This is a genomic window from Epilithonimonas sp., from assembly GCF_032054305.1.
Taxonomy (GTDB): domain Bacteria; phylum Bacteroidota; class Bacteroidia; order Flavobacteriales; family Weeksellaceae; genus Epilithonimonas.
Map to the genome: position 1 here is coordinate 629,496 of NZ_DAMBSX010000002.1, position 24,121 is coordinate 653,616.

13 protein-coding genes are annotated in these 24,121 nt (G+C 38.0%); 2 read left to right on the forward strand and 11 right to left on the reverse strand.

The window, feature by feature from the left end; genetic code table 11:
• Positions 1–33 precede the first annotated feature (33 nt).
• From RTX21_RS06790 to RTX21_RS06840, 11 genes are all read right to left on the reverse strand, one after another.
• Positions 34–1,200 (reverse strand): zinc-dependent alcohol dehydrogenase, encoded by a 1,167-nt coding sequence (locus RTX21_RS06790; RefSeq protein ID WP_312766269.1) that lies wholly within the window; start codon positions 1,198–1,200, stop codon positions 34–36.
• Between the two features lie 118 nt (positions 1,201–1,318).
• Positions 1,319–3,463: a catalase gene (locus RTX21_RS06795; protein WP_312766270.1), complete on the reverse strand. Its 2,145-nt coding sequence runs from the start codon at positions 3,461–3,463 to the stop codon at positions 1,319–1,321.
• 510 nt (positions 3,464–3,973) lie between these two features.
• Positions 3,974–4,147, reverse strand: a complete 174-nt coding sequence (locus tag RTX21_RS06800; protein WP_312766271.1) for a hypothetical protein — start codon at positions 4,145–4,147, stop codon at positions 3,974–3,976.
• 56 nt (positions 4,148–4,203) lie between these two features.
• Entirely contained in the window at positions 4,204–5,475 is a 1,272-nt protein-coding gene (locus RTX21_RS06805) for an NAD(P)/FAD-dependent oxidoreductase (protein ID WP_312766272.1), read from the reverse strand.
• 399 nt (positions 5,476–5,874) lie between these two features.
• On the reverse strand, positions 5,875–7,005 hold the full coding sequence (locus tag RTX21_RS06810) for a glycoside hydrolase family 5 protein (protein WP_312766273.1): 1,131 nt from the start codon (positions 7,003–7,005) through the stop codon (positions 5,875–5,877).
• A gap of 14 nt (positions 7,006–7,019) precedes the next feature.
• Positions 7,020–8,783 carry a glycoside hydrolase family 2 TIM barrel-domain containing protein gene (locus tag RTX21_RS06815; protein ID WP_312766274.1) on the reverse strand — a complete coding sequence of 588 codons (1,764 nt, stop codon included), beginning with the start codon at positions 8,781–8,783 and terminating at the stop codon, positions 7,020–7,022.
• 111 nt (positions 8,784–8,894) lie between these two features.
• Complete coding sequence (locus tag RTX21_RS06820; RefSeq protein ID WP_312766276.1) at positions 8,895–10,508, reverse strand: RagB/SusD family nutrient uptake outer membrane protein; 1,614 nt, start codon at positions 10,506–10,508, stop codon at positions 8,895–8,897.
• 31 nt (positions 10,509–10,539) lie between these two features.
• Positions 10,540–13,374 (reverse strand): SusC/RagA family TonB-linked outer membrane protein, encoded by a 2,835-nt coding sequence (locus tag RTX21_RS06825; protein ID WP_312766277.1) that lies wholly within the window; start codon positions 13,372–13,374, stop codon positions 10,540–10,542.
• A gap of 200 nt (positions 13,375–13,574) precedes the next feature.
• Positions 13,575–17,702, reverse strand: coding sequence for a two-component regulator propeller domain-containing protein (locus tag RTX21_RS06830; protein WP_409414969.1), 4,128 nt, complete (start codon positions 17,700–17,702; stop codon positions 13,575–13,577).
• A 28-nt stretch (positions 17,703–17,730) separates the two neighbouring features.
• Entirely contained in the window at positions 17,731–18,915 is a 1,185-nt protein-coding gene (gene uxuA, locus RTX21_RS06835; protein WP_312766281.1) for a mannonate dehydratase, read from the reverse strand.
• Positions 18,916–18,932: 17 nt separating this feature from the next.
• Positions 18,933–19,763 carry an SDR family oxidoreductase gene (locus RTX21_RS06840; RefSeq protein ID WP_312766283.1) on the reverse strand — a complete coding sequence of 277 codons (831 nt, stop codon included), beginning with the start codon at positions 19,761–19,763 and terminating at the stop codon, positions 18,933–18,935.
• Positions 19,764–20,247: 484 nt separating this feature from the next.
• Between RTX21_RS06840 and RTX21_RS06845 the strand changes: the two genes are divergently transcribed.
• Positions 20,248–21,675 (forward strand): carbohydrate-binding protein, encoded by a 1,428-nt coding sequence (locus RTX21_RS06845; RefSeq protein ID WP_312766285.1) that lies wholly within the window; start codon positions 20,248–20,250, stop codon positions 21,673–21,675.
• A 60-nt stretch (positions 21,676–21,735) separates the two neighbouring features.
• Entirely contained in the window at positions 21,736–24,012 is a 2,277-nt protein-coding gene (gene bglX / locus RTX21_RS06850) for a beta-glucosidase BglX (RefSeq protein ID WP_312766287.1), read from the forward strand.
• The last annotated feature ends 109 nt before the right edge of the window (positions 24,013–24,121 follow it).

Below are 24,121 nucleotides of genomic sequence, written 5' to 3' on the forward strand. Positions count from 1 at the left end.
TCTCCTGTTTTCGTTGTATATCAAATAATTAAATTATTTCCAAGGGTCTAGCACAACTTTGACGCAATTATCTTCTTTTTTATGAAAGATCTCGTACCCTTTTGCCACATCGTCCAGAGAAAGTCTATGGGTGATGATATCATCCAGTTTTACCTGTCCGGTCTCTACATATTTCAAAAGCTTGTCAACGATTGCATGAACCGGTGACTGACCAGCCTTAAGAGTGATTCCTTTGTCAAAGATCTGTCCGACTTTAAAATTATCATAATTAACAGGATAAACACCTAGAACGGAAACTATCCCGCCACGACGAACTCCGCTCATACAAGCTTCTAAAACCTTGATAGAGCCTTTCTCGAAGTTGATAACTGCTTTAGCTTTATCCAATAAATTTCTTTCAGGTTCAAACCCGACTGCATCGATACATAGGTCAGCCCCTCTGCCTTCTGTCAAGTCCCTAATTTGTTCCACGGTTTGTTCCGCATTTTCCCAAAGAATGGTTTCGCAACCCGTTAATTTTTTAATTTGATCCAGTCTGTATTGCAAAGTATCGATCACGATTACTTTTCCAGCGTTATGAAGGATCGCACTTTTCACCGCCATAGAACCAACGGGTCCCGCGCCAAAGATTGCGACTGATTCGCCGCCTTTTAGCTCGCCCCACATTACTCCCGTATAGCCTGTCGGGAAAATATCAGTTAGAAATAAAACCTGTTCATCAGTTAATATATCAGGAACTTTTCTCGGTCCGAAATTAGCGTATGGCGCACGAACATATTGTGCCTGTCCGCCGCTGTAACCGCCATATAGATCTGTATAACCGAACATTCCGCCGCCTTTTTCTGTTAAAATTCCGCCTTCCGGTCCGTAATGATCCGGATTGCTGTTTTCACAAGCTCCCGGTAAATCATGCTCACAAAAGAAACAACCACCACAAGCAATCGGAAATGGAACAACAACTCTATCTCCTCTTTGAAGATGAGAGATATTAGCGCCCACTTCTTCCACGATTCCCATAAACTCGTGTCCCATTACTATTGGTTTGAGTTGAGGCATTCCTCCTGAATACATATGCAGATCGCTGCCACAGATCGCTGTGGAAGTCACTTTAAGAATAATATCGTTTGAATCCTCAATAATAGGATCCTCCACTGTATCACAGGTAATCTTACCTGGCCTATGGAAAACTGCTGCTTTCATAACTTTAATATTTTGATTGATTAGTGTGATGGTTTCATTGTGTTTTCCTTTCCTACCTCTTTCCTTTGATATTTTATGTTGATCAATCGATTGGATGAGAAGTCTGAATATAAATGGTTTAGGCAGGATTATTCCTCTGTTTCTCAAATTCCCAAACCCTGTGATTGGCAACAGCTTTTATAAAGAGATCATCACTATCCTTTTCCGTAGCGTGGACAATTGCAGAGTCCTCGTGCTGTTTCAGACTGATATTACTTTCAATATAGATCTGATCTGCATCAGAACCGAAGTAGATTGCCTTACAATGTTTGTAAGCCTCATTCACAAAAAGTAATGTTCCTGCTTTATTCTCTGGATTCAGTAGATATTTAGCTGATTCCTTTCCTCCACAGAGATATAATGCATCGAAACAAACACTAGCTGTACTTGTCAAGGAATGTTTGGGTTCGAAAACTGTTCCATTATCAGCGTTTACAGGTGCAAGGCTTCCGGAAATTATCTGAACTACGGCACCTTGCTTTTCTAATTTGGATTGTAGCTGAGTCACTTCTTTTCCATTCACACCATTCTCCATGATGAATCCTATGATTCTACTTTTAATAGTATCTTTTACCGTATTGGACATGCTCAGAGCTTCTGAAGTTGGAACGCTCGGCTCCCTTTCCTTGCTCTGTAAAGTTTTTGGATCTGCATCTGCCGGGATACTCGCATTAGGTTGTTTCAGTTTGATCACATCAACACCAACTTTTTTAGCTACAACTGATGCCAGTTCTTTATCAATGAATACTAACTGACCAACCAATCTTTCTCTGATGGCTGGGATCGTGACCTTGGACAATTCAAATATCAATGCATTTTGAAGATGAACTTTTTCAGGCCCGGATTGGCTGTTGTAAAATAGTTTGGCCTGGGAATAATGATCGACAAAGCTTTGGCTCCTTGCCCGGACCTTGTTTCCGTCCACACGCTTTGCCTGCGATGTGAAGCCGCCATCTTTCATCATCGCCTGGAAAGGACATCCGCCACCAATGGAATTTGGCTCATAGCTGACTTTTCCTTTAACGATCTGCTGACGCATATGACCATCTCGTTGGTTATTATGAACGGTATTAATCGATCTGTTGATCGGTATCTCGTGGAAATTAGGAGAACCTAATCTTGATAGCTGAGTATCAGTATAAGAAAATAATCGACCTTGTAATAACGGATCATTACTAAAATCGATCCCTGGAACCAGATGTCCCGGATGGAAGGCCACCTGCTCCGTTTCAGCAAAGAAGTTGTCTGGATTTTTATTCAATGTCAATGTTCCTATAATCTGGACAGGGACGAGTTCTTCAGGAACAATTTTAGTTGGATCAAGAAGGTCAAAATCGAAATCATTCTCATTCTCTTCCGGAATCAATTGTACGCCAAAATCCCACTCTGGAAAAGCACCGTTCTCTATTGCTTCCCAAAGGTCTCTTCTATGGAAATCCGGATCTTTTCCTGAAATCTTTGTTGCCTCATCCCAAGCAACGGAATGAACACCCAACTTCGGTTTGAAATGAAATTTCACAAAATGAGAATCGCCTTCGCTATTGATAAATTTGAAGGAATGAACGCCGAAACCTTCCATCATTCGGTAGCTTCTCGGGATTGCTCTGTCACTCATCAGCCACATGATCATATGCATACTTTCCGGCATCAATGAAATAAAATCCCAAAATGTATCGTGTGCCGAAGCAGCCTGAGGTATTTCGTTATCGGGTTCAGGTTTCACAGCATGTACAAGATCCGGAAACTTGATCGCATCTTGGATAAAGAACACAGGCATATTGTTCGCAACAAGATCATAATTCCCTTCTTCTGTATAGAATTTAGCTGCAAATCCTCTGACATCTCTTGCAAGATCTGTACTACCCCTAAATCCTGCAACCGTAGAGAACCTTACAAAAACTGGCGTTTCTTTTCCAACTTCCGTTAGAAATCTAGCCTTGGTATATTTTTCAAGACTTTGATCAAGTTTGAAAACGCCGTGCGCACCGGAACCTCTGGCATGGACAATTCTCTCGGGGATTCTTTCATGATCAAAATGCGTTATTTTTTCTCTCAGAATAAAGTCTTCCAATAAACTTGGACCACGTTCTCCAGCTTTAAGAGAATCCTGGTTGTTGTTGATCTTCAAACCCTGGTTGGTACTTAGCTTTTCATCAGTGTTATCTGTTGTATGATGCCGAAGCTGATCCAGTTTTTTGTTCTTAAAATTTTTGTCGTTTTTCATATCGTAAATTTTATAAATGGATGTAAGTTTTCTTTTCTCCCAAGAATAATTTTGGAGATGGATAGAAAAGAATTGATATCAAGAAATATCTTGATATCAATCTGGAAAAATTTAAAATTAACCATCACACTTCAGTAAATAAAGTATGTGGTACTATGAAATTAAGATTTGTTAACGAGTTTTAATCGAATCTCGATTTGATGAGGATGTACTATCGATCCGGGAAGACGATCTTGAAGTAGCCGAACTATCCATATTGGCACTACTATCAACAGATGAAGAAGGTTGAATATCCATAGACGTGCTATCAGGTGATACAGATTCTGAACTTTCCGTGGACTTATTGCTGTTACAACTAAACAGCAAACCTGTAATGAGGATCAAAAATAACTTTTTCATAATAATTTATTTTGGTATTTGGTATTTGGTATTTGGTATTTGGTATTTGGTATTATCAAAGTTATACACAAAATCGCTGGCCATCTTATGATTTGAGTCATAGGAAATTTTTTAATGCATCATCTGCTGCAATAGAACATCATAGTCCTCTATAGAATCCAACCGAACTCCTGTGTCAAGAATGATGGTACATCCACGATTGGAATTACTTGGATTGATGTAAACAATATGGCTGACATTAACCAAAATAAAATTACTTGCTGATGTGTGAACTTTTATGAACATAACTATTTATTTTTTTATTATGAAAAAATATTCTTAAACAATAAGAGAATTTAAATTTATTTTTTCGAAGGATCGATGATCATACGGAGAGGCTGATCTCTGGTCATGTAAGAATTTACCCAATTGAAAAAAGTTGTGACCCTATTTCTAATATTTATCAATGACATCAGATGTATAAATACCCATATAAGCCAAGCCAAAAAGCCATTAAAATGCTTAAATGGTCCCGGAAGATCGGCAACCGCCCTATTTCTTTTTATAATTGCCATAGATCCTTTATCATGGTAAATAAATGGTCTTCTTTCTTTTCCCTTATCTTTTGCCTCTAAATTTTTTGCTAATAAATTGGCCTGTTGTATTGCGACCTGTGCTAACTGTGGATGTCCTTGGGGAAAAGCGGGATCGGAAGTCATTAGACAAGTATCTCCTACTGCGTATATATCAGCATGAGTAAATAATTCATTAAAATGATCTACCAACAGTCTATTCCCTTTACCATAAGATACTTCTGATAATCCTTTGAATTTTTGAGCAGTCACACCAGCGGTCCAGATCAGATTTTCACTATCTATTAAAGTACCATCCGCAAGATGGACAACACCATTAACGTAATCTTTTACCACCTGCCCTAATTTTATAATTACGCCACTCTTCTCAAGTGTTTCCCTTGCATACTTTTGCGATCCTTTACTCATAGGGGCCAGAATATTTGGTAGACCATCAATCAAATAAATATCGAATGAAGCGTCCCTTAATTCTGGATAATCCTCATATAATATATTGGCCCTTAGCTCACTTAGCATACCTGCGACCTCAACACCCGTAGGTCCTCCACCAGCTACAACGAAGGTTGTTAATTTTCTCCTTAAATGCTCATCGTCTGTTCTTGATGCCTTTTCCAATCTTTCTAAGATTCTGTTCTTAAGATTGATGGCATCTGTAATTGTTTTCATTGGAAGAGCACTTTTCTGTATACTTTCATTCCCGAAATAATTGGTAATTGTTCCTGTTGCCAAGACTAGTTTGGAATAATGTACCTCTCCACAATTCAAAATAACTTTATGCTCCTCAGGAATAATCTCATCCAATATTCCCATAATAAAAGAAAAGCTTTTTTTAGTTCCAAAATGCTTTCTAAATGGATAACTTATGTTAGAAACATCCAGAAAACCAGTTGCGACCTGATATAATAAAGGTGGAAAAAAATTATAATTATTTTTATCGATCAATATTACATGAATATCAAGATGCGATTTGAGAAGGCGCTCAGCTAATTCTACACCAGCAAAACCACCTCCGATAATGACTATCGAATTTTTACTTTCCATAAAACATTTATTTTAGATGGTTAGTATCTACAATTGAGCCAATTATAAAAAATCAATCATCAAAAACTTAGGTGGCCTTTTTAATTTCAAATGACACCAAATCTTAAACAAAAATTCAAAAAGAATCAATAAGGTCATACTTAGTGATTTCATTATCTTGTGTATTTGCAAGCTACCAATCCAGGAGTTATTTTCACCATTTACATTTTTAATCAAAAAAATATTGGTTATAAGCCGACCGAAACAAGCAACTGAAAATGCAAAGACAAGCCTGGGAGGAAAAGAAAATGAGAGTCTTAAAAAGGTCTGTATTTTTGCTTTATATTAAAAAAGCTGTTTCATAATTTCTGATAAATAATGAAACAGCGATTTAAAGAAAATAATAATGTGATTTGATCTTTATTGTAGCATATACGGTACGATATTATATACAAAAGATGTACCCGTTGGATTTATGAGTGCAAACCAACCTCTGTCATCCCAAACACTATATGACATAGATTGAGCTAAAGTTGTTCTTGCCATTGTTCGGTAATAATTTCTGACAAGATCGGTATTTCTTTCCGCAGTATTACTACTTCTACCCACCCCAAATTCACCGTAATGAATAGGAACGTTCAATTTTATCGAGTGTGCTTTCACATTTTGAATGCCTGTCTCAAAACTGGCCGTTCCAGGAAAAGCAGCATTGCTTCCAGTCTCTCCGCAGAATGCCCAAGGAGAGTAAGTATGAACCTGTATGGATAGATAATCATCATTACCTCCACCTGGCAATGACAATTTGCTTGGATAGACATTACTGATATACAGTGCATTTCCCTGTCCATTGGTACCCACCATAATTAATCTTTTATCATTGTTACCATGTGTTGCCCTTATGGCATCATAGCCAATTTGATTTACTTTTCTGGTATACTGCAATGCTAAAGCATCTGTAGGATCCGGGAAAGGACCATTGCCGTCGAGTTCTCCCAAATTACCTTCTGGCTCATTTAGAACTTCAAAAATCAATTTTTGTGGATAATCTTTAAAATAGGTGGCAATACCTGTCCATAAAGTTCGGAACTTAGCATCGTACTGCTCAGACCCATCGTAATGATCCTTTAGCCAAGACTCGTGATGGGTATTTAGTATTACGTATAAATCTTTTGAGAGTGCGTAATCTATTACTGCCTTAAGTTCCAGAAATCTTGGATGATTGACATTAATATTACCATTATTGTCTGCAAGAGTAGATGCAAACCTATCCATCCAAGTCGTTGGAATTCTGACATGTTTCATTCCCGCGTTTTTGTACAGATCAATAACTGGTTTGATTGCTGCAAAGTTGGTCGGATGAATACCGTTATCAAAAGTATTACCAAGATTAAAACCAGGTCCCATATCAGCAATTATTTTTTTTGCAGAAAAAGGATCGGGATTTTCCACCTGTCCTGTTTCCCCATTGACAAACTCCACTTTGTCCTCGTGCGTGCAAGAGACTAAAACGAAAAGGATAATTAATCGTAATATCCTGAATATATTTTTCATATAAAATGAGGTGTTTATTTATTATTTAATGATTTCCGTTGGTAATAATTCTGAAGCGTATAAAACGCTTTCTTTTTTACTCCGGTTTCCGAAATAAGACCTTTTCTGTTCCAGAAATTCTGATAAACAGGATTTTGACGTCTCGGAGATTTGAAATCCACCAGAATCCAGGGAGTCATTCCTCGCAGCCCATCAATTTTCTCAAGCATTTCCAGTTGTTTTTCATAAAACAATTGCTGATGTTCCTCACTCCAGACTGTATCCTCATCTGCGTGATATCCTGCCAAAGCATCCGCACCAAACTCGGAGATTACCACTGGTTTGTTGAATTTTATTTCCCATTTATATTTTGGTAATTCTTTAGGCTCAGACCAATACCAGCCTCCATATTCATTAAAACTTGCCAGATCGAGCTTTTCTCCCAACGGATCTTCAACGGTTACGTTATAGCCATTACGCTCGATTTCCAACGCAGCTGCAACAAGTCTACTATCGTCTAAACTGCGAACTTTGTCAATTAGTTTTCCCATGAAAACATTACGCTCCTTACTTACAGGCGTCTCGTTACCCACTGACCAGATAATCACGGACGCTCTGTTTTTATCTCTCTCGATTGCGACAGTTAACTGATCTTCTGCATTTTTATATGTCTCAGGATTACTCCATGATATTGTCCAATAAACGGGAACTTCCGCCCAAACCAGCAATCCAATTTCGTCAGCAAGACGCAGCATCGTTTCGTTATGGGTATAATGTGCCAGGCGGATATAATTGCAGCCTAATTGCTTTGCCCAGCCAAGTATCATTCTCATATCGCCTTCCGACCGTAAACGTCCTCCAACCAAAGGATTTTCGTCGTGCACAGAAATACCTTTCAGAAACAGCGATTGATTATTCAGCAAAATATCTTTTCCAACAGTTTTGATGGTTCTAAAACCAATTTTATCATTAATCTTATCTGACTTTGAACTGATCTTGACATCGTAGAGCTTGGCATTTTCCGGAGACCAATAGTCAATCTTTTTTGCAGGAATTATAATTTTCGCATAGCCATTAGCATCAGTTTCAAGCGTGGTTTTTATCTTCAGCTCAGGAATTTCTATGACCAGTTTCTCTTTGCTTGTATTACCATTTAATTTTATAAAACCTTCCAATTTTGTAGGATCATTTTTAGCCAATTGCACCTTATAATCTTCGATGTATGACTTTGGCGTGGTTATCAATAAAACATCACGGGTAATACCTCCATAGTTCCACCAATCTGTATTGATGGTTGGCACCTCATCTTTTTTACGTACGTTATCGACCATCACCACAACATAGTTGTTGCCCTTTTTCAATTTCGATGTCACATCAAATTGGAAAGGGGTAAAGCCTCCTTTGTGTGTCCCCACTTTTTCGCCATTCAGATAAACATGACTCTCGTAATTTACCGCTGCGAAATATAAAAAGTAATTCTTGTTGGATTGTGGATCTGCAACAAAATCTCTTTTGTACCAAACAGTACCTTCATAAAACAGTAGTCTTTGATCCTGAGAGTTCCAGTCACCGGGAACTTGCAAAGAAGGTTCAAAATCAAAATTGTATTCTACTCTTGTTTTTTTGTCCGGGGAAGTGATATTGTCATAAAAGCCTCCTTTTCCTGATTTACTTTGATCGAATGGCTTTTGTCTATAATCTAGATAACCCATTTGGTACGGATCTATGATATATTTCCAGGAACCATTTAGATTAATATAATCTCTGGCAAAAGCGTGCTGAATCGTTTTTTGTCCCATAACCGATGTGCAAAATGAACTTAGCACAAAGATTATCAACAGCAACGACGTCGTATATTTTTTAAACATAAAATTTAGATTAATGATTTACTCAAATATTAACTGATAATTTTAATATCCGATATTAAATTGCGAAGAAGCAGCACCCATAATGTCTATCTGACTCTGAGGCACAGGACAGTTGATATATTGCGGTCTCCACGGTGTTAAACTATTGATGGCATCAGAAGCTTCTGAGCTTGTATTATCACCATTTCTGTAATGCAGCGTAATTCTCTCTCCCAAAATACCTAGTCGTTTCAGCAAAAACCATCGCTCGTTTTCGAAAGCCAATTCCCTGGCTGATTCTTCTAGATAAGTTTCCTGAGTCCATGTCGTAAAATCAAAGGACGATACTGCATTAGGATTAAGACCATAACCTCTTCTGCGAACTTTATTGATGTATGATAAAGCCAACGCATCATTTCCTAGATTATGATGAGCTTCTGACGCCAGAAGCAATGTTTCTGCATATCTGTAATATATATAATTTTTAAAACTGTTTTCTGTACCCACCAATTTTGTTTGGAAATCTGCATATTTTTTTAGACTCCAGTGGTATCTTCTGTAATTATCCTCCGGCTGCGTAATAGGCTGCCCAAAGCGTGGATGGCTAGGATTATTAACAATGTAAGAGGTATAATTATCTGGCCAATAATAGGTTGAAAACCTTTTGTCATTGGTCTTATCATAAAGAGATTTCAAATAATTATTAGGGTAAAACCAACCTAAAGATTGTCCGCCATAGTTAACATCCAGAATCATCTCATTTCCAGCACTGGCCGAAGCTCCCGATGCTTTTTCATAAATCCTCTGGGTAAAAACACTTCCAAGCCAAAATCCTCCACCGCCGGCAAGATCGTCGCCTTGTCCAAGACTTTGGTTTCTCTGATAAACAAACAGCGCTTCTTTATGATTGACATCAGCTCCGAAAACCTGATTGATATCCACCAGATCGTGGGTCGGATCAAGAATAATTGCATCAAATTCTTCTGCTGCTTTCTGCCAGTCCTTGCGCCACATTGCCGCTTTACCACGCAGATGTCTCGCAACGCCCTGGCCGTATCTACCAGCTGGCACCCGCCAATCCAGATTTGCAACAGCATAATCCAAGTCTTGATTGATAACCCCGAAAACTTCGTCTTCTGTAGCTGCTTTATAAATAACGGCATCATCTATATTTTGTGCATTGGTCGCCACAGTGTCCAGTAAGATAGTGCCATACATTCTTATCAGGTCCAAATAAAGTTCACCTCTTATGACACGTGCCTGTGCTACCAATTTCCTTTTAGCATTATCATCCATAGAAACCGTACGTGCACTGCTGATAATTGCAGAAGCTCTGTCTATAATTTTATAGGCATTGACCCATTTGTCCTTGGGGAAATTTTGTGGTGTATGAGTTGTTGCTCCATAGGGCGTGAACCAGGTTCTGTGAAGGCCAAGATCGGTAGCGGCCATAAAAAACACATTGGCCTGTAGATTACTATTATCTCCAGAGGGCGCATTATATTGCCGCATCCTGTTGTATAAAGCGTTGACGCCTACATCCAGTCCTTCTGGGGTTGTATAGATATAATCAACAGAAACCTGATCTATGATTTCTTCTTCCAAGAATTTGTCACAAGAGATGCAAGTTGTTGCGAGAGATATGATAGAAATGAATAAACATTGTAATTTTTTCATAATGTAATGACTTAAAATTTTAATATTTTTTTTAAAATCCGAATTTAATTCCCGCAACAAGGGTTACTGCCTCTGGATATTCGTTGGGATTTTTTTCCGGACTATAAGATTGATAATCTGTAATCGTAAAAAGATTGCTACCTGTCAAAAAGATTCTAAGGTTGCTCAGACCAATCTTCGCCACTGTTTCTGGTTTGAATGAATAACCGCAAGTGATATTCTGTAATCTAAAATAAGATGCATCCTGAAGTCCCATATTAAAAATATTGGACGGATCATTCCCTTCATTTGGTCTCGGGTAGTTTCCACCAGGATTTTCTGGAGTCCAATAATCTTGCTTGATACCATTTTTTATTCCCCTTAATGATCCACCTTCCAGATAGCTGTAGAGAAAGGGATTATTTTTTATAACACCTTGCACAGTATAAAAATCTGCATTGATGTCAAATCCCTTATACTCGAAACCGAGTGACAAAGTACCGTACCAATCCGGCATCTGTGATGTGATCACACGGTCTTTGTCGTTGATTACGCCATCACCGTTTACATCTCTTAGCTTAATATCGCCTGGTAAAGCAAGTGGCTGAGCGGAGTTCACAATATCTTCACCTTGTTGAAAAATGCCTATGACATCGTACTGGTAATACACATTGATTGGCTTACCAATGAAACGTCTGTTGAGGATATCATCATCTTCCTTGCCATCGCCGTCTGCATCTCTGCCGTACAAGCTGATGATCTTATTTCTGTTTTTGGTATAAGCTAGACCAATTTTAAATTTAAAATCAGTAGTCTTGATAACATCCGCATTCAATGAAACTTCCAAACCTTTGTTCTCTACTTCGCCAAGGTTATTCCATCTGTTGCTGTATCCGGATGATAAATCCAATTGCTCCTGAACAAGTAGATCTTTTGTTCGGGTATTATAATATTCGACAGTTGCTGTAATTCTATCTCTAAAAAATCCAAAATCCAATGCGGAATTAAATGTTGTAGAGGTTTCCCATTTCAAATTGGGATTTGGTAAAGTTGGCCCAGGGATATATCCGGAAACTTGGTTACCGCCTATTACATAATTGCTCTGGTCTGCAGTACTCTGACTTAGTCCAGGCGAGATGGCTTCATTACCCACACTTCCGTAGCTGAATCTAAGTTTTAAATTATTAATGAAATTTAACTTATCCATAAAATTTTCCTTATGGATATTCCATCCAATGTTAGCTGATGGAAAAGAAGCCCATTTGTTATTTTTACCAAATACCGTGGAGCCGTCCATTCTTCCGGCAATGGTCACGTAATATTTGTTATCATAATCATATTCCAAACGTCCGACAGCAGAGACTATTCCTCTGTTATATTCTGAAATGGTCGGTGTATTGAGTAATGCTGACTGCAATCCATTAATTCCTAAGATATCATTCGGAATGTTTGTAGAAGCATTCTGAAAATCATTGCGGTTGGTTTTGGAGATACTCTGTACCACAGTAGCAGCGAAATGGTTTTTCTCTGCCAATTTGAAATTGTAGGTAAAAATATTTTCCAATTGCCATTCTATCTCATCCTGGAATTGTATACTCCCGCTACCTTGGTTGTTATTGGCTATACCTGCAATGGACTGTGTCGTATTATAAGATTTCCTTTTATAATTCCAGGATCTTCTGCTGGCATTCATTCTGTATTTAAAGCCTCGAAATGGTGTAAAGTCTACGAAAAGGTTGAGAATATCATTTCGGTTTTGGACAAAATTGGTCGTTTGGTAAAGATCGATGAGTGGATTTTTATTTTCAGCAAAACCTCCAGGCAATAGTCTGAGTGAGCCATCATCATTGTAGACGCGTCCGAGAGGCGATGTAGTAATAGAACTTAAAATTACGCCTGCATTGTTTGGATTATTGGTCTCGGAAAATTGAAAAGAAGTGTTCAGACCCACTTTCAGGGTGTTGCTTATTTTTTGATCGGCATTTAATCTGATTCCTGTTTTGTTAAAATCTGAATTGGGGATAACACCTTTGGTCCCAATGTAGTTCACACTGCTAAATACACTAAACTTGTCACTGCCTGATGAAAAATTGATGGCGTGGTTTTGTGTTTCACCTGTTCTGAGCATCAGCTTTTCCCAATCGATATACTTCCCAGTTTGTACACTTTCCAATTCTAATGCAGAAAAAATCTCACTATCTGGTCTGTACACGCCTCCATTGTTGGTCCTGAAAGCTTCTCTCTTTAGTTGCGCAAATTCTTCACCACTGTAGATATCAAAATTTCTATTGATTGTTTGATAGCCTGAAAAACCATTGTAGGTCACTTTGGCCTTCCCGCTTTTTCCTCGTTTTGTGGTGATGAGTATGACCCCATTGGATGCTCTTGCACCATAGATGGATTGTGCAGCGGCATCTTTCAAAACCTCCAGGGATTCTATATCATTCGCATTGATATCATTGATGCTTCCAACCCTCACTCCATCAACAATTACAATTGGATTATTTCCACCAGAGATCGAGCGCTGACCACGAATCTGAATATTAGATGAACTACCTGGTGCACCATTGGCAAGTGTCACCTGCACCCCCGCAGCTTTCCCTCGTAGCATCTCACCGACGTCCGATGTAGCTACCTTTGTAAGATCCTCCGCATTGACCTTGACCACGGAACTGATGACATCACTTTTCTTTTTTGCGCCATATCCAATGATTACAACCTGCTCAATTTCTTTAGATGCCCCAACTAAAGTGTCTTTATCAGATTTTGGAGTGGTCTGAGCCTGTACGATTGCTTGCCCGGAGAAGAGGAAAGCGACAGCTATCAGTCCGATCTTTTTGCCATTGTAATTTTTACGTGGAACAATATTCTTGTCGAATTTTTTCATATTGTTTAGTTTAATAGCTTTGTTTTTTACAAATATGTCTGATAATCACATCTATTGGGGTATCTAAATATGCTTTTTGCGGGGTCATAATGTATGAACTAATTTAATATACTGAAAAACAATACGTTATAAATATATTTCAAATTCAATAGAAAGAAAATGAGGTTGAAAATTCGTATGTATGTCAGGTTTTAATTCAATTATACCCCAGAATTCGGACTACTTTTGTAAGCTGTTGGAGAAACTTTGTACACTTTTTTGAACTCACGGCTAAAATGTTTACGATCATTGAATCCGACCATAAAAGCAACCTCTGAAATAGGATGTGTTGTGTTCAGAATGATATCAGCTGCCTTCTTCAACCTTAGCTGTTTTATCAGACTCGCTACAGAATGGTTGGTAAGTGCAGTGACTTTTTTGTACAGTATCGTTCGACTCATACCAATCTTATCGACCAACATATTGACATCGAATTCAGAATTTTCGAGGTTTTCTTCTATCACGCGCATCAGTTTTTTGATGAATGCTTCTTCGGGCGTTGTAAGGCTGGCAAGGTCAGAGTCTATTATAAAATTACCGCTGTATTTCTTTCTCAAAATCTCCTGTGCAGAAAGTAGGTTGGCAATACTCAGTTTGAGTTCCTGTGTACTAAATGGTTTTGTGATATAAGCATCTGCACCTGTGGAAAGGCCTTCTATTTTATGATCTATAGATGCCTTGGCGGTCAGAAGTAGTACTGGTATGTGATTGGTGCTCTCATTGGTCTTTACAATGCGGCAAAGTTCTATACCATCCATTTCAGGCATCATAATATCACTGATGATAAGATCTAAGATCTCTGTTTCTAAATAGTTAGCCGCATCTCTGCCATTGGCAAATTCCACTATATTGTAATCATTGGACAAAATACTGACAATAAATCTGCGTACATCCTCATTGTCTTCCACAACCATCAAAGTCTTCTTGTCTTTGTCCGGAAAGTCAGCAAATGGAATATTATCATTGATTACAGTTGTCGGGGATTCTATGATCATCTGCTGAAAATCCTCGGCATTACTTTCTATGATCTGATCTTCGGACAAATGTTTGTTACCCAATTGTAATTTAATCTGGAAAACGGTCTTCGCCCAAGTGCCTGCTTCTTCTGGTGTGGAAATTTCGCCTTTATGCAATTCTACAATGCTTTTTGAAAGTGCTAGCCCAACGCCGCTTCCCATATTTTGTACCCCTCTATCATCCACTTGGAAAAATCTTTCGAAAACACTATTGCGGTTGTTCTCCGGGATACCTATTCCATTATCTTTAACCTTGATGAATACAGCATTCTCATCTGGCGAACCTTTCTCTACAGCAAAAACTATTTTACCATTTTTTTTAGTGAATTTGAAAGCGTTGGAAAGCAAATTATAGATGACCTTTTCCATCTGATTTTTATCAAAATAAGCAATGATCACATTGGAGTTGAGTACAAATTTGAAATCGATGTTCTTTTCTTCCGCTAATCCTTTATAGGATTCAAATATTTCAAAACAAAAAGACACCACATCTTGTCTTTGGCAGTAGATCTTCATATAGCCTTTTTCTGCTTTTCTGAAATCCAATAGTTCATTAACAAGTTTAAGAAGACGATCTGAGTTCTGCTTGATCGTTTTTAGTTTAGCATTGACTTGTGGATCTTTCTCATAAGATAACAATTCTTCCACAGGTCCTTTGATCAGTGTTAGCGGTGTTCTTATCTCGTGCGAAATATTTGTAAAAAAATTGATCTGTGTTGTAAGGATTTCTTCTTTTCTCTCATTTTCCACCTGTTCCAAAAATATTTCTCTTCTGAGTTTTAAACGGTATTTTATGAACCTATAGACCGTGTAATTGGCTCCAACAAAAATAACCAAATACAACAGATATGCCCACCAGGTTCTGTACCACGGCGGCAGTATTACAATTTTCAGCTTTTTGATATTCTTGTTCCAGCTTTGATCGCCATTGGTAGATTTTATGAACAACATATAATTTCCCGGATCCAAATTGGAAAGATTGATTCTGTTTTGGGTGCCGATAAAATGCCATTGATCTTCAGATGATCTATTGTCTAACTTGTAGGCATATTTACTTTTTTGTGGATTGATAAAATTAAGCCCAGTAAATTCCAGCCCAATATAACCTTGATCATAATTTATTTTTATTTCAGATGTTTCAGAAATAGGATGTTTTAAAATTCCATCCGTTTGGTCCGCCTCTACGATCTCGTTATTTACGATAAGCTTTGTGAGGACTATTGGTGTGTTGTTAGATGTTTTTATTAATTTCTGAGGATCAAAGATCAATAAACCTTTGGAAGCACCAAAAGCTACCATATTTTGATTAATCTTCACAGCCGAATTGTATAAGAATTGTTTTACAGAAAGACCGTCCGCAGAAGAATAACGTGTAATTTCAAAGTCGGAATCTTTCAATTTACTGCCTTCGTTTTTAACTTTTATTTTAAAAAGAAAATCCTCCGCACCGACCCACAAATTGCCCTGAGAATCTTCGGTAATGCTTTTAACAGATGCATCGGTAAAGCCTTTTTCTTTATTAAGAACAAAAAACTTTTGATTGCTCTCATTGAGATAATATAAACCATCGTAATCTGCCCCAATCCAAAGTCTTTTCTTTGAATCTGTGAACATTACTGTCAGGCTATTATTATCCAGCGGTTTTGCATTGTCTGACCGGAATATTTTTGAAATTCCATTTAGTTTTTTATCAAAAAAATTGAGCCCATTTTGTGTTGTAATCCAGATACCGTTGCTCCTGTTTTCTAAAGCCATCACAAAATTATCAGACAATGCATTCGCCGACCCGTCATTTTTGTAGCTCAGAATAGTTCCGTCTGCCAAGATCTTAATCAATCCATTACCGTCTGTTCCTATAAAAATATTGCTTCCATCTACCAGAATAGAAGTAATGGGTCTTTCGCCTTTTTCAGCGGAGTCCGAATTCAGAAAGATTTGAGTGAATTTTTTTGATGTTTTATTAAACTCGAACAGACCTTTGAAGGTGCCGCACAAGAGCGTATTCGCATCTTTTTTAGCCAGCGATGTAATGATGTTTTTTATATTTTTCTCATTACTGTTATCTATTGCGTAAGAATGGGATGTTTTGGTTTTAAGATCAAGATAGTTCAATCCTCCGCCAGAAGTTCCCACCCAGATACTTTGGTCATTTTCTTTTAAAATAGCGCTTGCGGCAGCATTGCTGAGCCCAAACCCTGCGTTTGTAGCCTCTGAGATTTTAGTAAAATTGAGATTGGATCTGTTATAAATATTAATTGCTCCTGCCGAGGTTCCTATCCAAACAGAGCCGGTATGATCTTTCATAAAACATTTCAGATCATTATCGCTCAGGCTGTAGAGATTATCTGGATTATGTTTTATCCTTGTAAATTTTTTAGTGTAATTATTGAAGATACTTAACCCACCTTTTGTGGCAAACCAAACGGTATTTTGATCCCACTGGATGATGTCATTGATCCAATTGGATGACATGGAATTGGTGTTCCCAGGATCGTGCTTAAACTGTGAAAGAACTTTTTGTCCTGAGGAAAGTAGAAATGCACCAGAACTTTCCGTAGCAAACCAAAGGTCGCCTTTGCTGGTCTTTATAATTTTTCTTACCTTGGCATTGATAAGCTCCGCATTGGAAAACAATTCTACAGGTAATGGTTTTTGATGACCTGTCTTCGGATCAAAACATTTCAGACCTTTTGAAGTTCCTACGAGCATCCCGTAATTGGAGTCATAGAATAAAGATAGAACCCTGCTTTTATTTAATTCCGAATCCTTGTTAAAGTCTTCTAATTTCCTAGTAGACTTTTGAAGTTTTTTGACACCGCCAAAAGTTCCCACCCAAAGATTTTTCTGTCCGTCTTCGGCAAAGGCAGCGATATAATTACGTCCGCCTTTTTCTTTGGTCACATCTAATGATATAAAATTATTGGCGTTTTTGTTATAAAAATTGAGTCCGTGGTTGGTACCGATCCATAGATCCTGATTGTTGTCTTCAAAAATCACATTGATATGATTATTGCTCAGGTTGCCATTCGTCTGCTTGTCTCTTGCGTACTTTTTGTAGCTGTAACCATCGTAACGGAAGAGTCCGTTTTCTGTCCCGATCCACACAAATCCGGATCTACTCTGGATCATATTGGAAATCATACTGGGCGAGAAATCATCATCATAATTGATCTGATCGAAATGAATTGATGTTTCCTGAGCATAAAAAACGCCAGAAATCAAAACAAAAACAATATATATTAATACATCGGTTATTCTTTTCAACAGATTCATAATTAACTCAAAATGATTATAATCAATTCTAATTTATAGCACAACTGCGAGCAATACCCAACTCCAAACCACGTAGTTCCGCAAGACCTCTAAGTCTTCCTATTGCAGAATATCCAGGATTGGTCTTTTTTTGCAGGTCATCCATCATCTGATGCCCGTGATCGGGACGCATTGGGATAATTGAGTCGGCTCTTCCCTGCTCTGCTCTTTTACGTTGTTCTAAAATTACTTCCTTCACCAATCCGTACATATCCACATCACCTTCCAGATGATTGGCTTCGTAGAAATTCCCATTTTCATCCCTCTTGGTACTTCGGAGATGTAAAAAATGAACTCTATCGGCAAAGCGCTGAAATATTTTCACCAAGTCATTATCCTCACGCACTCCCAAAGAACCGGAACAGAACGTCATTCCGTTTGCAATATCGGGAACTGCTGAAAATAGTTTAGCATAATCTTCCTCTGAACTTACAACCCTTGGAAGTCCTAATATAGGATATGGTGGATCGTCTGGATGGATGCACATCAAAGCATTATTTTGGGAGGCAACAGGAACAATTTCTTGGAGAAAGAGAATCAGATTTTGTCTCAGTTGATCTGCATCAATTTCTGCATAATTATCCAAAATTTCCTGGAAACTTTCCAGACTGTAGCCTTCTTCTGCGCCAGGTAAACCAGCAATTATATTGTTGACTAGTTTTGTTTTCTCTGCTTGTGATAGGTGTTCAAGATAGGCTTTGGCTTCCTCTTTTGCTTGCTGTGAGTATTCTGATAATGCGTCGGTTCTCTGCAACAAATACAGATCGAATGCAGCAAAGGCATTCTTATCAAAACGAAGGGCTTTCGAGCCATCTTCCAGTTCGAACTCAAGATCTGTACGGGTCCAATCTAAAACAGGCATAAAATTATAGCAGATAATATTGATTCCACAATGGGCTAAATTTCCGATGCTTTGCTTATAATTTTCAATGAATTTATGAAAATCCCCGGTACGGGTTTTTATATCTTCGTGAACGGGAATGCTTTCTACAACATTCCATCGAAGTCCTTTATCTTCGATTAATTTTTTTCTTATATTGATTTCCTCCACAGTCCATACAGAACCATTGGTAATATGATGAAGTGCCGTTACAATACCAGTTGCTCCAGCCTGTTTGATATCTGATAAAGAGACTGGATCCTTTGGTCCGTACCAGCGCCAAGATTGTTCCATTTTTTTATTTTTTATAATTAAACACCGCTAAATGCGCTAAAACCACCATCCACGGGGATTACGATTCCGGTGACAAAAGATGATCTATCGTCACATAAAAACAGTACGGAACTGATCAAATCTTCCGGGTTTCCAAATCTTCCCGCAGGTGTATGCGAGATAATAGATCGTCCTCTTTCGGTGAGGCTTCCATCTTCTGCTGTGAGTAGGCTTCTATTTTGGGCTGTCAGGAAAAATCCTGGTGCAATGGCATTAACACGTATTCCGACCTTAGAAAAATGAACTGCCAGCCATTGGGTCAAGTTGGAAGTTGCAGCTTTTGCAGCGCTGTAAGCAGGAATTTTGGTTAATGGTGTTAAAGCACTCAAAGATGAGATATTGAGAATGCTACAGCCTGTTTTTCCCACCATATCTCTTGCAAATACTTGTGTTGGAAGAAATGTTCCCAAGAAATTAAGATCGAAAACCGATTTAATTCCCTCAGTACCGAGATCGAAAATCGTTCTAAAGTCAGGATCATTATGATCCAGATCTGTTTGTGAATAGTAAGGTTCAGATGTAGTTCCGAGAGGATGATTACCCCCAGCCCCATTGATCAAAATATCACAAGTCCCTAATTTTTCTACGATTTGTGATCTTGCTTTTTCTAAAGCCTCTTTTTTTAATACATCTGCTTCAAAAATTTGCGCAATGCCTCCAGCATCTATAATCTCATTCTTCAGACTTTCTGCTTTTCCAATTTCTCTTGCCAACAGAGCAATTTTACAGCCTTTGTTTGCTAATGATTTTGCTATTATACTACACAAAACTCCAGTGGAGCCTGTGATAACAACGACTTTATTTTTCATAATTTTTTGATAATCAGAATCACAAAAGTAATTTATCACCGCATTAAGGTGCAGTTTAAATATCTTTTTTTAGGGGTAAGGACGTCCGTATTAAAAATATAAAAAATATATTATATGTTTAAATTTAAATTCGTTTACCTTTAAAATTATTAAGAATGTGTGTGAAATATCAGTTTTTGTTATAAATATCAACAAAGATTTTATACAATAAAAAGTTTGATTTACAAGCAAAATTTTGAATATAAAAAATTGAAAATTTCAATCTCATTTGTCGTTTTTTATTTTATTTAAATCTTTAAGAAAATTTATTATTTTCAATTATTTGATAAAAATAAACCGATAAGAGATTCACTCAAACCCACCATAGGTATGTTGAAAAGTACATTTCTTACCCTAATCTAAAATGTTTAAGACCCGTTTTATTTATTATTTATATAAAATTTGTGGCAGATAAAATAAATCAAAATTAAAAACCATTAGAGTTATGAATTTAAAAAATACTGACTTTTTGAAAAGCATACTTTTACTTCTGTTTTCAGCTCTGTTATTTTCCTGTGTAGAGGAAGAGATCAGAGAGGTCACGCTTTACGACAAGCCTCATACAGAAGCCAGTGCCTCACGTACAGATATTAAATTTGGAGAAACTGTAGATTTCAAAAGTACCTCATTCAAACATCTTACCACAACCTGGACATTTGCAGGTGGCAGCCCAGCCTCATCCGTCAATCCTGATGCGACAGTTGTTTATAACAATCCTGGCACTTATGATGCAAAATTGGTCATAAAATATATTGATAATACAGTCGAGACGAAATTGTTTAAAATTATTGTGAAAGGTATAGACCCGCCTTTGCCATATGGCGGTACAGCAATTGCCATCCCTGGAACGATTGAAGCCGAGAATTATAATCTTGGAGGAGAAGGCATAGCTTATCACGATACCGAGGAGCAAAACCTTGCTGTTCAAAACGGAAGTCCACGTTACAGAACAGATGATGGTGTGGATATTCAGGTAGGCAATAATATCACTAATATCAGTTATACCGAAGCTGGGGAATGGACCAATTACACAATCACCGTTCCTTCTACAGGAATTTATGATTTCGATTTCCGAGTGGCATCCGGTGATGCTGCTGGTGGAAAATCTATCAAACTTCAACTGGTTAATCCTAATACGGGCGTTGCAACTGATTTAGGACAGACAGGTAATTTCCCAAATACGGGAAGCTATAATACATACATTTCCAAAATCGTAACTGGAATTAATTTGACAGAAGGTCAAAATACATTTCGTGTCTTGTTCACAGGTTCTAACACCAACCTTGATAAAATTAACATTAAAGTGAGCGTTCCACCTCCACCAATCGGTGGCGTAGGCATTTTCACAGAAAAAGATATTGTGAGTTCAAATCCGGGAATAGCACCACCACCTAACGGAGGGAATATGGCAATTACAATCGTTAACACTAATACTAATCACGGTACCAAGGCATTATGGTATCATTTTGATCCTGCAGGAAATGGCAGCCCACAAAACGGATTTGCACTTTCGCATATGGACTTGACTGTTTCTCCATATAACGCTACAGCTTACAACTATTTGAATGTTGCTGTAAAATCCAGCACACCAAAAAAAGTAAGAATCAGGTTAAATACCAATTCCGGAAACTACTGGGTAACACTAAATCCTGGAAATCCTGCTTTTGGAATGTTGTGGGACGGACAATGGCACGAATTGGTAATTCCTTTTTCCCAGCTTCTGAGAGATGGTAATGGTGCAGGACTTTCTACTGTAGCTACGGCTAAGTCAAGCATCAAGCAATTTACAATACGTACAGATGACAGTGACTACAGTACTACGCCTAACTCTTTTGATTATTATATTGATGATATTTATTTTACTGTAAACTAACCTTTACGAAAATTAAAATACTGTCGAAACAATAACGGTTATTACCATTAAAAATTAGAAATGATCAAAATCACCCTACTTTGTTTTGTTGTCTTTGGTGTTACAAATATTACTGCGCAGAACAAGGCGCATCTGGATACAAAAAAACCTATAGAAGAGCGCATTACATTACTGATGAATCAAATGACACTTGAAGAAAAGGTGGGACAGATGAATCAGTACAATGGTTTCTGGGAAGTGACAGGTCCTGCTCCACATGGTGGATCATCAAAGATCAAATACGATCATCTCAACAAAGGTTGGGTCGGTTCTTTACTCAATGTGCGAGGTGTTCAGAAAGTACGCGAAGTACAAAAAATAGCCGTTGAAAATACAAGGTTAGGGATTCCGCTGATCATTGGATTTGATGTGATTCACGGTTATAAAACATTAAGCCCAATTCCGTTAGCCGAAGCTGCCAGCTGGGATATGAAAGCTATAAAAAAATCGGCGGCAATAGCCGCTGCCGAAGCTGCTGCAAGCGGTATAAACTGGACTTTTGCGCCCAATGTAGACGTTACAACAGATGCCCGTTGGGGTCGAGTGATGGAAGGTGCGGGCGAAGATCCGTTTCTTGCCAGTAAAATTGCAGTAGCGAGAGTTAAAGGATTCCAGGGAGATGATTTTTCGGGAACAAATACGATAGCAGCCTGTGCAAAACATTTTGCAGGATACGGCTTTGTAGAATCCGGCAAAGAATATAACAATGTAGATATGAGTGTATCAAGATTGTACAATTCAGTACTGCCTCCTTTCAAAGCGGCCAATGATGCTGGTGTCAAAACATTTATGAACGCTTTCAATACTTTAAACGGGATTCCGGCTACTGCAAACCGTTTTCTTCTCCGTGATATACTTAAAACTAAATGGAATTTCCAGGGTTTTGTGGTATCCGACTGGGCGTCAATACGAGAGATGATTTCTCACGGTTACGCCAAAGACGGTACAGAGGCAGCTCAGAAAGCAGCAGAAGCAGGTTCCGATATGGATATGGAATCTTATTTATATGTAAACGAACTGGTAAATCTGGTCAAAGAAAAGAAGGTAGATATTGAAATCATAAACGACGCAGTAAGAAGAATTTTGAGGTTGAAATTTGAAATGGGTCTTTTTGAAAATCCTTACAAATATTGCGACGAAAAAAGAGAAAAAGAAGTGATTGGCAGCGTATCTCATCACGACGGTGTTCTGGATATGGCCAAAAAATCGATTGTCCTGTTAAAAAACGACAATAATCTATTACCACTCAAAAAATCTGGGCAAAAGATTGCACTAATTGGTGCTTTGGCCAGTGATAAGACAAGTCCGCTGGGAAGCTGGCGAATTGCAGCAGAAGATGATACTGCAGTTTCCGTTTTGGAAGGGATGCAAAAGTATAAAAACAGTCCAGTCACCTACGCTCTTGGAACTGCAGTGTTTTCAGGTAAGCCAACTTTTACCAAAGAATTAGAAATCAATAATGATGATAAAAGCGGCTTTGAGAAGGCTATTTCTATGGCAAGACAAGCAGATGTTGTAGTGATGGTTTTGGGTGAACACGGCTTCCAAAGTGGTGAAGGGAGAAGCAGAACAAATCTCGATCTGCCAGGCAATCAACAGGAGTTACTGGAAGAAGTTTTTAAAGTCAACAAGAATATAGTTTTGGTTTTGAATAACGGAAGACCGCTGGCTATCCAATGGGCAGCAGATCATATTCCTGCTATCGTAGAGGCTTGGCAATTGGGAAGTGAAAGTGGTAATGCCATTGCTCAGGTACTTTATGGTGATCATAATCCGAGTGGCAAATTGCCGATCTCATTTCCGCGTAATGTGGGACAAGTTCCCATTTATTACAACCATTATAACACTGGAAGGCCAACCAATTCAGAAAATAATGTTTTCTGGTCTCATTATTCCGATGTAGAAAAGACGCCACTCTTTCCTTTTGGTCACGGATTAAGTTATACCAAATTCGATTATAGAGATCTGACAATCAACAAAAAAACATTTTCTATTGGAGAGCCAATAAACCTATCTGTTTCTGTAACTAATATAGGCAGTGTAGACGGTAAAGAAGTGGTTCAGCTTTACATTAGAGATGTGAGCGGAAGTATTTCCAGACCGGTCAAAGAGTTGAAGGGATTTGAGTTGACATCTCTCAAAAAGGGCGAACAAAAAACCATCCGCTTCACTTTGAATAAAGAAGATTTAGGTTATTACGACAATAACGGGAATTATCTTTTGGAACCGGGAATGTTTAAAGTATTTGTTGGGACAAGTTCTGATCAGCTGTTAGAAACAGAATTCGAATTAAAATAATAAGTTACAAACCAATTTCATCACTGTAGAATTCTATCCAATAAAAATATTGGAGTGTCTATCTTATGATTTTATCCATCACATTTTCAGCTATACTTAATTAGTTAAT

Bases quoted from the DNA above. Each gene is read 5' to 3' on its own strand.
- RTX21_RS06820 (WP_312766276.1), bottom strand. From the start codon at position 10,508: ATGAAAAAATTACAATGTTTATTCATTTCTATCATATCTCTCGCAACA.
- RTX21_RS06825 (WP_312766277.1), bottom strand. From the start codon at position 13,374: ATGAAAAAATTCGACAAGAATATTGTTCCACGTAAAAATTACAATGGC.
- RTX21_RS06830 (WP_409414969.1), bottom strand. From the start codon at position 17,702: ATGAATCTGTTGAAAAGAATAACCGATGTATTAATATATATTGTTTTT.
- RTX21_RS06815 (WP_312766274.1), bottom strand. From the start codon at position 8,783: ATGGGACAAAAAACGATTCAGCACGCTTTTGCCAGAGATTATATTAAT.
- bglX (WP_312766287.1), top strand. From the start codon at position 21,736: ATGATCAAAATCACCCTACTTTGTTTTGTTGTCTTTGGTGTTACAAAT.
- RTX21_RS06795 (WP_312766270.1), bottom strand. From the start codon at position 3,463: ATGAAAAACGACAAAAATTTTAAGAACAAAAAACTGGATCAGCTTCGG.
- uxuA (WP_312766281.1), bottom strand. From the start codon at position 18,915: ATGGAACAATCTTGGCGCTGGTACGGACCAAAGGATCCAGTCTCTTTA.
- RTX21_RS06800 (WP_312766271.1), bottom strand. From the start codon at position 4,147: ATGTTCATAAAAGTTCACACATCAGCAAGTAATTTTATTTTGGTTAAT.
- RTX21_RS06790 (WP_312766269.1), bottom strand. From the start codon at position 1,200: ATGAAAGCAGCAGTTTTCCATAGGCCAGGTAAGATTACCTGTGATACA.
- RTX21_RS06845 (WP_312766285.1), top strand. From the start codon at position 20,248: ATGAATTTAAAAAATACTGACTTTTTGAAAAGCATACTTTTACTTCTG.
- RTX21_RS06810 (WP_312766273.1), bottom strand. From the start codon at position 7,005: ATGAAAAATATATTCAGGATATTACGATTAATTATCCTTTTCGTTTTA.
- RTX21_RS06840 (WP_312766283.1), bottom strand. From the start codon at position 19,763: ATGAAAAATAAAGTCGTTGTTATCACAGGCTCCACTGGAGTTTTGTGT.
- RTX21_RS06805 (WP_312766272.1), bottom strand. From the start codon at position 5,475: ATGGAAAGTAAAAATTCGATAGTCATTATCGGAGGTGGTTTTGCTGGT.